The 16,949-nt window shown below is 35.8% G+C and carries 10 protein-coding genes and 1 pseudogene; 8 read left to right on the top strand and 3 right to left on the bottom strand.

All coding sequences use genetic code 11. The features are described from left to right. The first annotated feature begins 74 nt into the window (after positions 1-74). The 4 genes and pseudogenes from FQU23_RS13590 to FQU23_RS16410 all read left to right on the top strand — a co-directional run bounded on the left by FQU23_RS13590 (position 75) and on the right by FQU23_RS16410 (position 6,155). Positions 75-2,372, top strand: a complete 2,298-nt coding sequence (locus tag FQU23_RS13590) for a glycoside hydrolase family 20 protein (protein WP_147674305.1) — start codon at positions 75-77, stop codon at positions 2,370-2,372. A gap of 76 nt (positions 2,373-2,448) precedes the next feature. Continuing rightward, positions 2,449-3,699 carry a glycoside hydrolase family 27 protein gene (locus FQU23_RS13595; protein ID WP_147674306.1) on the top strand — a complete coding sequence of 417 codons (1,251 nt, stop codon included), beginning with the start codon at positions 2,449-2,451 and terminating at the stop codon, positions 3,697-3,699. 8 nt (positions 3,700-3,707) lie between these two features. Further along, positions 3,708-5,837: pseudogene (locus FQU23_RS13600) on the top strand (glycosyl hydrolase family 95 catalytic domain-containing protein); the annotation flags it as partial. 6 nt (positions 5,838-5,843) lie between these two features. Then, entirely contained in the window at positions 5,844-6,155 is a 312-nt protein-coding gene (locus tag FQU23_RS16410) for a glycoside hydrolase family 95-like protein (protein WP_410503918.1), read from the top strand. Positions 6,156-6,824: 669 nt separating this feature from the next. Here the strand turns inward: FQU23_RS16410 and FQU23_RS13610 are convergent. Beyond that, on the bottom strand, positions 6,825-6,977 hold the full coding sequence (locus FQU23_RS13610; protein ID WP_165425773.1) for a hypothetical protein: 153 nt from the start codon (positions 6,975-6,977) through the stop codon (positions 6,825-6,827). 104 nt (positions 6,978-7,081) lie between these two features. Here FQU23_RS13610 and FQU23_RS13615 point away from each other — a divergent pair, with 104 nt between their 5' ends. Beyond that, the gene (locus tag FQU23_RS13615; protein ID WP_147674307.1) at positions 7,082-7,867 is read left to right on the top strand and encodes an alpha/beta fold hydrolase; all 786 of its coding nucleotides are present in this window, start codon (positions 7,082-7,084) and stop codon (positions 7,865-7,867) included. A 312-nt stretch (positions 7,868-8,179) separates the two neighbouring features. Then, positions 8,180-8,836 (top strand): VOC family protein, encoded by a 657-nt coding sequence (locus FQU23_RS13620; protein WP_147674308.1) that lies wholly within the window; start codon positions 8,180-8,182, stop codon positions 8,834-8,836. 12 nt (positions 8,837-8,848) lie between these two features. Here the strand turns inward: FQU23_RS13620 and purU are convergent, their stop codons facing one another. Both purU and FQU23_RS13630 read right to left on the bottom strand, forming a co-directional pair. Continuing rightward, positions 8,849-9,703 (bottom strand): formyltetrahydrofolate deformylase, encoded by an 855-nt coding sequence (gene purU, locus FQU23_RS13625; protein ID WP_147674309.1) that lies wholly within the window; start codon positions 9,701-9,703, stop codon positions 8,849-8,851. 225 nt (positions 9,704-9,928) lie between these two features. Continuing rightward, complete coding sequence (locus FQU23_RS13630; protein WP_147674310.1) at positions 9,929-10,639, bottom strand: DUF4197 domain-containing protein; 711 nt, start codon at positions 10,637-10,639, stop codon at positions 9,929-9,931. A gap of 385 nt (positions 10,640-11,024) precedes the next feature. Between FQU23_RS13630 and FQU23_RS13635 the strand changes: the two genes are divergently transcribed. Further along, positions 11,025-14,477 (top strand): methylmalonyl-CoA mutase family protein, encoded by a 3,453-nt coding sequence (locus tag FQU23_RS13635; RefSeq protein WP_147674311.1) that lies wholly within the window; start codon positions 11,025-11,027, stop codon positions 14,475-14,477. 978 nt (positions 14,478-15,455) lie between these two features. Then, on the top strand, positions 15,456-16,949 hold a 1,494-nt coding region (locus FQU23_RS13640), incomplete at its 3' end, for a SprB repeat-containing protein (RefSeq protein ID WP_147674312.1).

Here is a 16,949-nt window from a genome sequence, read left to right on the forward strand (position 1 = left end):
ATCGATTTCTCTTTTAATAAAAAGTTATAAACCTAAGGCAGTATTATGATTGCCAGATTAAATAGTAAATAAATATGAAAAAAATAATTTTAGCTGCATTGTTATTGCCCTGCCTGCTTTTGGCACAGCAAAAAGTATCTATTATTCCGCAACCAGTTAGTATCCAAATTGATAAGGGTAGTTTTATTGTCGATAATACAACGAGTATAAGTTTTAAAAAATCGGATAAAGATTTAAAAGCCACTGCCGATTTTTTATCAGCAGGGATCAGTAAAATTTCGGGTATTAATTTACCCCAGAATAAAGGCAAAGGGAAAAAGATAGCATTCAAAATTAGTCCTACAGAGGAAATTGGAGAGGAAGGTTATTTATTGAATGTTAGTTCAAGTGAAGTTCGAATTACTGCAAACACAAACAAAGGTTTGATTTATGGTATTCAGAGTTTGTTTCAGGTGCTGCCACAAGTGCGTACCAATGCAATCTTAAAAATACCTAGCATGCAAATAAAGGATTATCCTCGTTTTAAATGGCGTGGGATGCACTTAGATGTAAGTCGCCATTTCTTTACGGTTGACATGGTAAAAGAATATATTGAGCTATTGGCTTATTATAAAATGAACACTTTTCATTGGCATTTAGTTGATGATCAAGGCTGGCGTATCGAAATTAAAAAATACCCAAAACTGACAGAAATTGGAGCTTGGAGAGTAGATCAAAATGATAAAATTTGGGCCAAACGTCCGCAAGCAAAAGCAGGTGAAGAACTTACTTATGGAGGATATTACACTCAGGAAGAAATTAAAGAAGTTGTCAAATTTGCTACAGCAAGAGGCGTTAATATCGTCCCAGAAATCGAGATGCCAGGACACGTGGCTTCGGCAATAGCTTCTTATCCTGAATTGAGTTGCAATCAAAAATTCCAATTGCCTTTAACAGGAGGTGATTATACGGATATGTCTAGCAATTATTGTCCAGGAAATGAAAATGTATTTCAGTTCAATGAAGATGTATTAACAGAAGTGATGGCGCTTTTTCCATCTCAATACATACACATTGGAGGAGACGAAGTCGATAAAAGCTCGTGGAAAAGTTGTCCAAAATGTCAAGCGAGAATGAAGACCGAAAATCTGAAAACAGAGGAAGAGCTGCAAAGTTATTTCATCAAGAGAATTGAAAAGTTTATTGTCAGCAAGAAAAGAAAAATGATTGGCTGGGATGAAATTCTTGAAGGCGGACTGGCACCAGAAGCGGTTGTAATGAGCTGGAGAGGAGAAAAAGGCGGAATAGAAGCAGCCAAAATGCACCATGAAGTGGTGATGACTCCTGGTAATCCAGTATATTTTGATCACTATCAAGCAGGTCCTGATGGTGAACCATTAGCCATTGGCGGGATGAATACTTTGAGAAAAGTGTATGATTACGAACCTATTCCTAAAGAATTACCTATTGAAAACAGAAAGTATATTCTTGGCGCACAAGCTAATTTGTGGACAGAGTATATTACTACAAACGAAGGAGTGGAATATATGGTTTTGCCTCGAATGTTGGCTTTGGCCGAAGTAGTTTGGAGTCCTGCTGCGGCAAAAGATTGGACGAGTTTCAACCAAAGACTGAAATGGCATTATCGCGGTTTTCAACAAAAAGGATTGCATTATTCTGAAGGAAGTAATAAAATTGAAATTACTCCTAAAGTAGAAAACGGACAACTTACAGTTGCTTTAGCATCTGAGGTAGTAGGAAGTGAGATTTTCTATACATTGGACGGAAGTGATCCAAATAATAATAGTATTAAATATGATGCGCCATTTACAATTAAAAAAACGGCGGCGGTTAGAGCTGTATCCGTTTATGACGGAAAAGTAGCAAACGGAATTCCTTCTAAATTAGATTTCGCAATTCATAAAGCGTCAGGGAAAAACGTAAACTATTTGAACAAACCTAGTAGTGCTTATAAGGCTAATGGAGACAACAGTCTAACTGATGGAGTAAGAGGTACATTCAATGTGACAAAATATTGGCATGGGTTTTATGCTAAAGATATGGTGGCAACCATCGATTTAGGAGAGACTACTACTGTGAGCAAATTGGCTTTGGGATGTTTGCAAAATAAAGTAGACTGGATATTTTTTCCAACAGCAGTTAAATTCGAAATCTCTACAGACGGAATAAACTATAAAGAAGTGGGACAAAGTGAATTGCCATTGGAAAAAAGCAATGAGCCTGCAGCAATCCATAATTTCACAACAAACTTTGTAGCTCAAAAAGCTAAGTTCGTTAGAATAACGGCAAAGATTATACCTGCACTTCCTAAAGGACATAATGGAGAAGGAAAACCAGGATGGTTGTTTGCTGACGAAATAGTAGTAGAATAATTTGTATTTAATTTTTGTATAAAATCTATGAAACCCAACTTATAATAGTTGTATTTTCATTTAACAATGTTTAATAATGAAAAAAAAATGTATTAGTCTTATTGCAGCTGCACTTTTGTTTGTTAGCGCTAATGTAAATTCTCAGACGAAATCCAGTAATGGTTCAATATTGGCTCCAACTCCTCCTATGGGATGGATGACCTGGAACTATTTTGCCGATAATTTTAACGAAAAAGATCTTCGCGAAATGGCCGATGCCATGGTGAGTAGCGGTATGCTAGAAGCAGGTTATGATCATTTATTTATTGATGATGGATGGCAAGGAGGCCGAGACAACAAGAATAATATGATTCCAGATCCAGTTAAATTTCCATCTGGAATAAAAGCGCTGGCTGATTATGTGCACAGCAAAGGGTTGAAATTAGGTATTTATTCGGATGCTGCACCGCTTACTTGTGCGGGTTATACTGCCAGTTTGAATTTTGAAGAACAGGATGCCAAAACTTTTGCGTCTTGGGGAGTTGATTATTTAAAGTACGATTATTGTGGCGCTCCTGATGATATGGAAATTGCCAAAACTCGTTATAAAAAAATGGGCGATGCCTTAAGAAATAGCGGTCGTGATATCGCTTTTGGAATCTGTGAATGGGGTGACCGTAAGCCGTGGCTTTGGGGTGCTCAAGCAGGAGGTCAGTTGTGGCGTACTACTGCAGATGTAAGAGATAAATGGAAAAGTCTAAAACCAGCAGAAAAACAAAGTGATCTACATACAACTGGTGCGGGAATACTTGATATTGTCGATTATACGCAGGATCATGCTGTTTATGCGGGACCAGGTCACTGGAATGACATGGATATGCTAGTAGTTGGACTTTATGGTAAAGAAGGGCCTTCGGGTGCTCTGGGTGGTACTGGTTGCACGGATGCAGAATACCAAAGTCAAATGAGTCTTTGGAGTATTATGAACTCGCCTTTGGCTGCTACTAACGATCTGCGAAAAATGAATGCGGAAACGAAACGGATTTTGTTAAATACTGAAGTGATTGCTATAAATCAGGATGTTCTTGGTAAACAAGCGGTAAGTAAAGTAAAGAACGAAAAATGGAGTGTTTTTGTAAAACCGTTATCCAATGGAGATTTTGCAGTTGCAATTTTGAATCGTGCTGATAATACTCAAAAAGCCAATTTCAATTTTGCTGAATTAGGATTAACAGGAAACTACGAAATAAGAGATGTATGGCAGCACAAAGTTATTGGAAAAGGAAAGAAATGGGATGGAAAAGTGTTAAGTCACGAAACAAAATTGTTTCGCCTAAAGAAAATATAGTTTAAGAAATGCAAAATCTAACTCTTTATTTATTAGTTTTTTTTGTGTCGATTAGTTGGATTCACGCTCAAACAGATCAGGAAATTAAATTCGATTCACCAGCAACACATTTTACCCAAACAATACCTTTGGGTAATGGTAGATTGGGAGCCATGGTTTATGGAAATCCTAATAAGGAACGAATTGCATTAAATGAAATTTCAATGTGGTCTGGTGGGATCGAAAACCCCAACAGAGATGATGCTTCTCAGCATTTAGCTGAAATTCAACGATTGCTCAAAGAAGACAAAAATAAAGAAGCTTAGAATTTGCTGCAAAAATATTTTGTTAGTGCTGGACAAGGGACGGCATTTGGTAATGGCGCAAATGCAAAATACGGAAGCTATCAAATCTTTGCCGACTTACTGATTAATTGGCAAGATTCTACCGGAGTTGTTACAGATTATAAAAGAGTATTAAACCTAAATAATGCTACGGCTGTGACCCAATGGAAAAAAAACGGGATTACTTTTAAAGAAGAAGTTTTAAGCAGTGGGGCCGATAACGTAATTGTTGTTCGCCTTACTGCCGATAAACCTAATGCCTTAAATTTTAAGATTTTGCTAAGCAGGAAAGAGCATGCTCAATTTTCTGCAGCAGGAAATAACATTACCATGACTGGGCAGTTGCCAGGTGGAAACGGAGAACTTGGAATCCGTTTTGCGGGATTTGCAAAAGTATTGCCTACAAATGGAAAATTAGAAACAAAGAATAGCAGTATAAAAGTGACGGCGAGTTCGGAGTGTATCATAATTCTTAGCGCTGCTACCGATTTAAATTGGCCTACCGTTGAAAAACGAGGAGAAGATCCTTTAGGAGTTGTGCAAAAAGCGGTGAATACCGCTAGTAAACTTTCATGGAAAAAATTAAGAGGAAGACATATTGCAGATTATCAATCTTATTATAATCGTTGTAAACTAGAATTTACTGCAAAACAAAATGAATCAATTGCAAATCTATCTACAGCAAAGCGTTTGATTCGTTATTCAAAAGGAGAAAGTGATGTTAGTTTGCCTGCGCTATATTTTAATTTTGGTAGGTATTTATTGATTTCGTCTTCACGTCCAGGTGGATTGCCCGCTAATTTACAAGGACTTTGGGCCGAAGAATATCAGGCACCTTGGAACGGCGATTACCATCTAAATATAAATTTACAAATGAATTACTGGCCCGCTGAGGTAACTAATTTATCGGATTGTCACAAGCCTTTAGTGGAGTTTACAAAGCAACTGGTTAAACCTGGCGAGAAAACGGCCAAAGCGTATTATAATGCAGATGGTTGGGTTGCTCATGTAGTTGCAAATCCGTGGAAATTTACTGCCCCAGGCGAAGGAGCTGATTGGGGATCAACATTATCAGGAGGAGCTTGGTTGTGTGAGCATTTGTGGCAACATTATTTATACAATCCTAATAAGGAAGTGCTGAAACAAATTTATCCGGTTTTAAAAGGAGCTTCACAATTTTATAACGACATTTTGATCGAAGACCCAAAAACAAAATGGTGGGTTACAGCACCTTCTAACTCTCCTGAGAATTCTTATAAAACAGCAGAAGGTTTTATAGGCCAAACAACGATGGGTCCGACTATGGATATGCAAATAGGTCGTGAATTGTTTACAAATACTATTACAGCGGCTAATTTATTAGGTGTTGACGCTGATTTTGTATCTACTTTAGAAAAGGTCCGAGGCCGCTTAGCACCAAATCAAATCAGTCCAAAGACTGGAATTGTACAAGAGTGGCTAAGAGATTATGACGAGACCGAAATAACACATCGCCATGTGTCACAGTTGTACGGACTTTATCCTTTTGACGAAATTAATGCTGCCGAGACTCCCGAAATGATGGAGGCAGCTCGTAAAACATTAGTGCGAAGAGGAGACGAAGGCACGGGTTGGTCAAGAGCTTGGAAGGTTAATTTCTGGGCAAGATTAGGCGATGGAAACCATGCTTTAAAAGTTTTAAAAGGATTGTTGACTCCTGCTTTTAAGCAAGATGCTAATAAATACACCGCTACTGGCGCGGGAACTTATCCAAATCTTTTTTGTGCGCATCCTCCTTTTCAAATCGATGGAAATTTTGGCGGTACAGCTGCCATTGCCGAAATGCTTTTGCAAAGTAATGGTCAGAATTCAAGAATTCATTTTTTGCCAGCACTTCCTGAAAGTGCGGAATGGAGCCAAGGAAGCGTAAAAGGAATGCAGGCCAGAAATGGTTTTGAAGTAAATTTTGAATGGGACAATTCCAAATTAAAAAAAGGGGAAATTATTTCTAAAAATGAGGCTGATTGCTATCTGAAATTACCTTTAAATATGGCGGTATATCACTCGAATGGTAAAAAAGTTTCGCTTAAGGCAAAAGCAAATGATGTAGTGGTTTTTCCAACAAAAAAAGGGAATAGCTATTTTGTGAAATAGAAGAACTTTTTAAATGAAGCTTGCTCGATAAGATAAGTTTTACCCAAATTAGTTTCGCTTGTAAAGCCATACTGATGCTTGTGGTGCCTGTCTTTTCAAGCATTCTCTATTACTTTAATTATATAAGAAATCCACTAGTAGATTTAGCTTAACCTGCTAGTGGTTTGATTTAATTATTATCAAACGCTAAATGATTGATTTTAACCATAATGATTTTTATACTTCTAAAATACAAACTCAAATGTTGTATAAAAAGTTCTAGTGTCTGAAGGAATAATTCCTGGTCCTGGATATCCTGTCGCTCTATGAGTAAAATAGCTGTTGTTGGTGAAGTTAGTCACACCCGCTTCGAGTTTCCATTTTTTCCATTTGTAAGATGCAGAAAAATCGGCTACATAATAAGCAGGGATTTCTCCAAATATCCCGTAGGTGTTATCATTGATATCTGTTTTGCTATTGCTGGCTTCCGTAAATTGGGATGAGACATAAGTAAACTGTAGGCTAGAAATGAAATTTTATAACCAATTCCTGTTCCTGTCTTGATGTTAAAAAGGGGAACAAATTCTACTTTGTTTTCTTCTATATTAGGCGCATCAGTTTTTTAATATTATTTAGGTTCTGTTTTTATTGACAAATTTGCTGTTTTGAAGGTTTTAAATTAGAAGGGTATTATGCTTCACATTCTTCTAGGATTAATTCTTCTTTAGGGGTTTTAACTTTCGAAAGATGGTCAGTATCAGTATTGAAATTTAATTCAGAAAGTAGTTTGTATTCTCTTTGGAGTTTTTCAATTTCACTTTTCTCTTGCAGTAATCCGGTCATGGTGGTATTTTTTTGCAAATTTACGGTATACTTTTAGAAAGTAATCTATAAAAAATGTTAAGATTGGGATTTAAAATTAAAGTGCTATTTTTGCAAAAAAAAGCGTGCTTAATTATATCATTTACGAAAATCAGTCTAGCACCCAGTGGGTAACTTTTGTCCATGGTGCAGGTGGAAGTTCGTCTATATGGTTCAAACAAATTCGGGATTTTAAAAAGCAGTACAATGTGCTTTTACTGGATTTAAGAGGTCATGGCAATTCTAAGTCGCCGATAAAAACGGCATTTAAACAGAAATATACTTTTTCGGATCTTGCCAATGATATTTTGGAGGTGTTGGATTTTCTAAAAATTGAAAAATCACATTTTGTTGGGATTTCGCTAGGTACAATTTTAATTAGACAATTAGCTGAAATGTATCCACAAAGGGTGCAAAGTATGATACTTGGCGGTGCGATTTTAAAGATGAATTTTCGCTCTCAAATATTAATGCGATTGGGAAATACCTTCAAGTACGTTTTACCTTATCTGGTGTTGTATCGATTCTTTGCCTTCGTGATCATGCCTAGGAAAAACCACAAACAATCTCGTATTCTCTTTATAAATGAGGCAAAAAAAATATACCATAAAGAATTTCTAAAATGGTTTAAACTAACAGCTGAAATCAATCCTGTACTTAAATGGTTTCGTCAGGTAGAATTAAATATCCCTACGCTGTATGTTATGGGTGAAGAAGATTATATGTTTTTGCCATCAGTGAGAAAAGTAGTGGAGAGTCATTACAAATCCTCAAAATTATTTGTTGTGGCTAATTGTGGTCATGTGGTAAATGTAGAACAACCCAATGTTTTTAACGAGGCGGTTCTTTCTTTTCTAAAGGGTACCAAATAAAAACTGCCGGTACTCAATGAATACCGACAGTGATTTTAACTAACCAAAACCAAATAATAAATAACCAGTTTATTACTCTGCAAAGAACGTATAAATGTGAACCAACTGTTGTTAAGATTTTGTTATTACTTTGTTGTACATAAGTTAAGTTTTTTAACTTTAATCTTTGGTCAGCTAATTACTGATGTTCCCATTAACCTGCATTCTAGTATTTAAAAATAGCTATAGTATTTATATTTAGTATGTTATCGTATAGATATATTTTATTGAATTAAGTGCTTGCATTACAAATTCATTTTTTAGTATAATGATATGAATATAGTAGAGCTCGAATTATTAACAAATGACATCGACAAAACAGCTGCTTTTTATAGCGAGGTTATCGGTTTGTTAATTATTTCAAGAGCAGAATTCAGTATTATGTTTGCTGCGGGGAGTACAAAATTGATTTTTAGACAATCTGACATCGAAGCTCCTGTTTATCATTTTGCTTTTGATATTCCAAATAATAAATTGGGTGAAGTTTTTGCTTGGATCGAAAGAAAAATAGCTATTATTGAAGTGGAACCACCTGAAAAAATTGCCAATTTTATCAACTGGAATGCAAAATCATTCTATTTTTATGATAACAACGGAAATATACTGGAATGTATAACTCGCTATAATCTTGGTATTGATTCTGAAAAAATCTTTGATGGAAGTTCGATTATTTCAATAAGTGAAATCGGTTTAGTTTCCAGAAATATAGCACAATTAAGTGTGGAAATCTACAATAGTTTTGGAGTTTCTGTGTTTCCATTGCAGTCAAAACTGGACAAATTCATTGTTTTAGGAACAGAGGAAGGCCTTTTTATTTTATCAGAAGAAGGACGAAATTGGTATCCCACCAAAATAGTAGCAGGACCTTTCTGGAAAAAGGTAACTTTTCGAAATAAAGATAAAATGTATGTATTCGAAACAAATAATTGAAATAGCCCTTTATTAATAGAACACCACCGTTTTATTAGAATACACCATCACTTTTCTTTCTGAATGCAGTTTTATGGCTCTTGCCAAAACAGTGCGCTCCAAGTCTTTTCCCTTCATGATAAAATCATCCACTGAATTGATATGTGAAACCCTGCTGATGTCTTGCTCGATAATTGGACCTTCATCTAATTCCTCAGTAACGTAATGACTGGTCGCGCCAATTATTTTTACGCCTCTTTTAAATGCGGAATGATACGGTTTTGCACCCGGAAATGCGGGTAAAAAGGAATGATGAATGTTGATGATTTTATTTTCGTAAAGCGCTATCAAATTTGGAGTTATAATTTGCATATAACGGGCTAATACAATAAAATTCACCTCGTATTTTTTGAGTAATTCTATCTGTTGTTTTTCTCCTCCGGCTTTGTTATCCTTGGTAAAAGGAACATGATAAAACGGAATATGGAATTGATCAGCGATGGGTTTTAAGTCCTGATGATTGGATATAATCAACGGAATTTCGACATTTAATTCTCCGGCGCTATAACGTCCTAAAATATCATACAAACAATGATTGTATTTGGATACAAATAAAGCCATTTTTGGTTTTATCTCTTTATTATAAAGATCCCAAGACATATTAAAATCAGTGGCAATCGTTTGCTGAAAATCGGCTTTTATATCTTCGAGGCTAATAGATGGATTGGTGAGTTCACTTTCCAGTCGCATAAAAAACACATTTTGTTCCACATCAACATGCTGATCTAAATAGGTGATATTTCCTTCTACTTTCAGTATAAAATTAGTCACAGTAGCTATAATTCCTTTTTGATCTTCGCAATGTATAAGTAGCGTAATTTTTTGCATTGTAAGTGGTTGTTTTCGAAATTTAAAATTTCTGTTTTATAATTTCACTGGTTCTTGTAGCAACAAAAAAAGTTTAATTTTGATTTTCTTATTTCATATACTGGATGAAACAGCAAAATCAAAACTAAACCATTTTACTTAAAATAAACAAATAGAAAGTGTTTTATATCTGTGTTTATCACTATTTTTTTGTGTGATTTTCAACGTGGAGAGTTGCAAAAAGAATTACATTTTCTTGTCTTGCATTGCAAAAACTCTTTGCAATAAAACAGAAGTCCTGGCGCTAAGATTTGTTCTAATATTTTTCTCTTCGACAGCCACCATTTTAAAAACGCCATTCATTGCTTGATTCGTTACATAATCTGTCAAATCAGGATTTACCTTATTTACAAGTGGAATACTATTGTATTTAGTGATGATGTTAGTCCACACTTTGTCAGCTCCAACTTTAGTAAACGAATTTTTTATTACGGGGTTAAATTTTCCGTATAAAGCAGTAGAGGTACTGTTTTGTAGGTAGTTAGTTGCTGCGCTTTCATTGCCCATCAAGATTCCTCTAGCGTCTGCAAATGACATGCTGGTCACAGCATCCACAAATATTGGAGTTGCTTCTTTTACGGCATCTTCTGCGGCACGATTTAATACTTTTAGACCTTCATCGGCCAAAGAGCTAAGACCAATACTTCTTAATCCTGCATCAACTTTTCTTAATTCTTCTGGCAAAAGTATTTTAACTGCCTCATTTCTATAAAAGCCATCAGTGGCAGTCAGCTTAGTTACCTGTTTAGAAATACCATTGTTTAGCGCTTCTTTCAATCCCGTCGAAATATTAATCATTCCTGTACCGTCAGCCTGTGGAAACTGATTCATGACTTGTTGCATCTCAGCGCAACCAAAAAGTGAAAACACTACTGTTAAAAGCAAAAATTTTTTCATATTCAAAGTTTTATTAGTTTACTTCGGCTGCCTTGCCAATTGGCTTCAGTCGAAAACCCTAGTTCTTCAAATATAAAACCATAAATTGACTTTTAGAGAATAAACTAGTGGATTTATTTAAAAAAAGGTTCGCTTGATCTCAATGCATTGGGGCATTAAATTAAACTTGTCAAAATTTAATAAAAGCTAACTCATGTTATTTTTGCTTTTTGATCATTAATTGGCTCAGATTCGAAGAAAATAAGGAATGAATTTACACATGAAGCTTTTACAATATCAAGCTCAAATTGAATATTTTTACTTTTTTATCAACAACTGAAAGGAACGTCAGGCAATCACTAAAAAAAATTGTAAATTGCAGCACTAAAATTATCATATTCTCAAAATGAAACCACAAACGCCATATATTCCTATAAATAAAGTAAGAATTGTAACTGCAGCCTCACTTTTTGATGGTCACGACGCAGCCATCAACATCATGAGAAGAATTATTCAATCTACCGGTGTTGAAGTAATTCACCTTGGTCACGATCGTAGTGTCGAAGAGGTAGTGAATACCGCTATCCAAGAAGATGCAAATGCTATTGCATTGACGTCCTATCAAGGAGGGCATAATGAGTATTTTAAATATATGTATGATTTGCTTGTTGAAAAAGGAGCAGGGCATATTAAGATATTTGGAGGCGGAGGCGGAGTAATCCTGCCTTCTGAAATTGAAGAATTGCAAGCCTACGGAATCACTCGTATTTACGCACCAGATGATGGTCGTTCTATGGGGTTACAAGGAATGATCAATGATTTGGTCGAGCGCTCTGATTTTCCAACAGGAGATAAGCTAACAAATGAAGTGGATCAATTAGTGTCGAAAAATCCAACAGCCATCGCGCGAATTATTTCTGCGGCTGAGAATTTTCCTGAAATAGCGAAACCTGCTTTGGCTGCTATTCATAAAATGAACGTGACTTGTACAACGCCAGTTCTTGGGATTACAGGAACAGGAGGTTCGGGGAAATCTTCCTTAGTAGATGAGTTAGTTCGTCGTTTTCTAATCGATTTTCCAGAAAAAACAATAGGATTAATTTCTGTCGATCCATCAAAAAGAAAAACAGGAGGAGCGCTGCTAGGAGATAGAATCCGAATGAATGCTATCAATAATCCGAGAGTATATATGCGTTCTTTGGCAACGCGTCAATCTAATTTGGCCTTATCAAAATATGTAGCTGATGCGATCCAAGTAATCAAAGCAGCAAAATACGACATTATCATTTTAGAGACTTCTGGTATCGGACAGTCGGATACAGAGATTATGGATCATTCAGATGTATCATTATATGTTATGACACCTGAGTTTGGTGCTGCAACCCAATTAGAAAAAATCGACATGCTTGATTTTGCTGATTTAGTGGCATTAAACAAGTTTGACAAACGTGGCGCTTTAGATGCTATTCGCGATGTTAAAAAACAATTTCAACGCAATCATAATTTATGGGATGTGAATCCTGATGAAATGCCCGTTTTTGGAACCATTGCTTCACAGTTCAATGATCCAGGAATGAACACGCTTTACAAAGCGATTATGGATAAGATTGTTGAGAAAACAAATTCCGATTTGAAGTCAACTTTCGAAATCACTCGTGAAATGAGCGAGAAGATTTTCGTAATTCCACCACATAGAACTCGTTACTTGTCTGAAATTGCCGAAAGCAATCGTCTATATGATGAAACGGCGGTGACTCAAGAGCAAGTAGCGCAAAAATTATACGGAATTTTCAAAACACTGGAGTCAGTGTCCGGAAAAGTGCCCGCGATTGTTAAAGCTGGAATTGATGATACTTCTGTGTTGCCAACAGCCATTGAAGTTGAAAAGCAAGGCGCTGCTGAAAATAAAATATTCTTGAATCTATTGCTGAATCAATTTGATAAAGTAAAAATGGATTTAGATCCATACAACTGGGAAATAATATTGACTTGGAATGAAAAAGTAAATAAATATAAAAACCCAGTTTATACTTTTAAAGTTCGTGATAGAGAAATAAAAATGGCGACACATACGGAGTCACTTTCACATTCTCAAATCCCGAAAATCGCTTTACCAAAGTACCAAGCTTGGGGTGATATTCTACGTTGGTGTCTGCAGGAAAATGTTCCTGGAGAATTTCCTTATACTGCTGGATTGTATCCATTCAAGAGGGAAGGAGAAGATCCTTCTCGTATGTTTGCAGGTGAAGGAGGACCAGAAAGAACAAACAAACGTTTTCATTATGTAAGTGCAGGATTACCAGCAAAACGATTGTCAACAGCTTTTGATAGTGTGACTTTATATGGTAATGACCCTCACATCCGTCCTGATATTTATGGGAAAATAGGGAATGCTGGAGTTTCTATTTGTTGTTTGGACGATGCTAAAAAACTATATTCTGGTTTTGATTTAGTTCATGCCATGACATCAGTGAGTATGACTATTAATGGGCCAGCACCAATGTTATTAGGGTTTTTCATGAATGCTGCCATCGATCAGCAATGTGAATATTACATTAAAGAAAACGGTTTAGAAAAAGAAGTTGAAGCAAAAATCAATGCTATATATAAAGGTAAAGGGGTCGAAAGACCACATTATCAAGGTGATTTACCTGCTGGAAATGATGGTTTAGGATTGATGCTTTTAGGAGTAACTGGAGATCAGGTTTTACCTTTAGACGTTTATAATGAAATTAAAGCGCGAACATTATCACAAGTTCGTGGAACGGTACAAGCAGATATTTTAAAGGAAGATCAAGCACAAAACACCTGTATTTTCTCTACTGAATTTGCGTTGCGATTAATGGGTGACGTTCAGGAATATTTCATCACTAAAAACGTAAGAAACTTTTATTCGGTTTCTATCTCAGGATATCACATTGCCGAAGCAGGAGCGAATCCAATTACACAGTTGGCGTTCACACTTTCTAATGGATTCACCTATGTGGAATACTATTTAAGCCGGGGAATGAATATTAATGATTTCGGACCTAACTTATCGTTTTTCTTTTCGAATGGAGTAGATCCTGAATATGCAGTTATTGGTCGTGTAGCACGTAAAATTTGGGCGAAAGCCATGAAAAACAAATATGGCGCTAACGAAAGAGCTCAAATGTTGAAATACCATATTCAAACCTCAGGACGATCTTTGCATGCACAAGAAATTGATTTCAATGATATTCGTACGACTTTACAAGCCTTATACGCGATTTATGATAACTGTAATTCATTGCATACTAATGCTTATGATGAAGCAATCACCACGCCAACAGAAGAGTCAGTGCGACGTGCGATGGCTATACAGTTGATTATCAATAAAGAATTAGGCCTAGCCAAAAATGAAAATCCAATTCAAGGTGCTTTTATCATTGAAGAATTAACTGACCTTGTGGAAGCAGCCGTATTATTAGAATTTGACCGAATCACGGAGCGTGGTGGTGTCTTAGGAGCTATGGAAACCATGTACCAACGTTCTAAAATACAAGAAGAAAGCTTGTATTATGAAACATTGAAACATACAGGGGAATTCCCAATTATTGGAGTGAATACGTTCTTGAGTTCTAAAGGTTCACCTACGGTAATTCCAGCTGAGGTGATTCGAGCAACTGAAGAGGAGAAAAAATACCAGATTACAATGTTGGACAATTTACATAAAGCCAATCACGATAAAGTGGATCAACAATTAGCAGCTATTCAAGAAGCCGCAATTAATAACGAAAACTTATTTGGTCACTTAATGGAAGCAACTAAGGTTTGTTCTTTGGGACAAATCACAGCTGCATTATTTGAAGTAGGTGGTCAATATAGAAGAAATATGTAAGCAGAGAACCGCTTTTTTGCTTTGCAAAAAAACGTGTGAATCGCTTATCCCGATGTCTATCGGGATCTCTTAAAGCAGAGTGTTGATTGCTCTGCAAAAAAGTGTGTGAATCGCTTATCTCTATTTATATTGCGTATCGAAATGAAACAAACCTTCCGTTTATGGGAGGTTTTTTCATTTAGACAAAAGACATTGAATTTAAAGTAAAACAAATTCAATATTCTAAAAAGAGTTTATGTTGCTTATAAAAAAGAGATGACATATTCATCTGGAACTCCTACTACAAAACCTTCCGTTTATGGAAGGTTTTCTTATTTATACTAAATTTTTCAATTGTAGGACTATGTATCCAGTATTTAAAAGGGTTGGATAAAAAGAGTTGAATTGGGATGAGAATTTTTATTAAAATTATTAGTGGTTAGGCTGTAATACTATTCTGAGGTTATAAATTTTTTGTAATCAAATAGCTAATAAACTGTTAATCAATTATTTAACAAGAGTAAAAGTATTAATGTTTTTTTTTTGTAATTGCTTTCCTAATTGGTCGTGTTGTTTATCGATTTAAACGGAATGTTACCTTAAATAGGCATAAACTTCCTCCATTTATTTTTATTAATCCCTAACTTTGATTTAACAATAAAAAACGCTAAATAAATGATTTTTAGTAAATTATAGATTTGATTTTACAACTTAGATCTAATTTTAAATTTATTAATACCATTTTCTATTCAAATTAAAATTATTGTTCCTGTTTTATTATTTTTTACTCCTCCAAATCACTTTTTATCAGTTTGTCCTACTGCGATTATTACGCTTTACGTAGTGTAATAAAAGGTCTTTTTTGTTAGCAGCAAAATATCCTTTAGATGATGGTTCACTTCATGTTTTTTATGAAGTTGTTTTTTCTTAATAGTTTATTTCCCAGATCTATAAACTAGTTATATAATATATTTTTTATGACGTAAAATTACTATTATTATGAAAAAGAGTACCGTTTCGAAGTTGTTCGATAGATTATTTGGCACGTTAATATGTTGCTTTATAACGAATAACTTCCTTTTTAAATCAAGTTTTAAAAAAATTGATGGTCTAGACACCATTAATTTTTTATCAAAGCGTTGGCACTACTCGTGGCGCCAATCGTTGGTTTTGCCTATACTTTTGTTGGCAATTATTATGACGGACACTACAGTTCATGCCCAAGGTTCTATAAGAGGATTCGTTCCTGTTTTAGCACCTAAATCAGGATCTGGAGTTGATGGAGATGCCTATGCCCATATGCCCGCTGGCTATGAAGCTGTAGGTGATTTATTTGACGCGCAACATCCTGACATTAATGGTCATGGTGTTATTAATCCCTTTACGGGGGAGTTACTTTATCCTGGACAAACTTTCTTCTTGCAGGATAGATATGAAAATGATTTAACAATCTTTACTTCATCTAATAAAATAAATGACAATCCCAATACATATACTTGGGGGCCGGGCAATTCGCCCAACAAAAATGAAATCCAAAATGCTGGAGCCCATTTTTCATACGGTGATCCTAGTTTACCAGGAGGAGTAGCCACTGACTTATGGTGTTTATTTGCTGGTGACCGACAAGTTACTACCGGTAGTAGCTATATTGATTTCGAATTTTTGCAAAAATCAATGACCATAAATGGCGCCACTATGGCTGCCAATGGATCTGTTACCGGAGGTAGTGGAGGTTTTACTAGTTTAGGAACAGATGGTGGTCGTACACTCGGTGACATTCTGATCACTATTGAGTTTACTAACGGTGGAGGCGATGCCAATGCCGTGATTCGGGTATGGTCAGCTAAGGCTGGAGGAGGATTTGAATATGTGATTCATCCAAATTCAGAATTTCTTGGTAAAATATTCATCACTAATAATACCACAATGACTCACGTTCCGTTTGATGTTTACGGTAGTGATCCAAATGGAACCGGTGTAGGGGGCGACTATGCTCCTAATCAATGGGCCGAAGGTGCCATTAATCTGACGCAGGTATTTAAAAATACACTAGCTCTAAAAGATCCTTGTTTTTCAGTAAGTACGTTATTTATTAGAACAAGATCTTCTGGAAATTCACAACAATCAGAATTAAAAGATTTCCCTGGTGCTCCTATTCAATTTACCGTGGATGGAAGACCAAAAGGAACGGCGGTAGCAACAAATCCAAGCTGCAATGGCGGGTTTGGTTCTGTAGATCTTAGCGTTACAGGGGGATCTTCTATATATACTTATTCTTGGACAGGTCCAAATAATTTTACAGCATCCACTCAGGATATTAGTAATGCATTAGCTGGTACTTATCAATGGACGGTTACGGATTCTAAAGGGTGTAAATCAACGGGATCAGTAGTTGTTTCTCAACCGCCAGCGATTGTAGTTTCAAATGCGGGCATAGTAAGTCCTAAATGTAATGGAGGAACCGATGGTTCAATCACTATTACCGCTTCAGGA

It is taken from the genome of Flavobacterium sp. XN-5 (assembly GCF_008033395.2).
Taxonomy (GTDB): Bacteria; Bacteroidota; Bacteroidia; order Flavobacteriales; family Flavobacteriaceae; genus Flavobacterium; species Flavobacterium hiemivividum.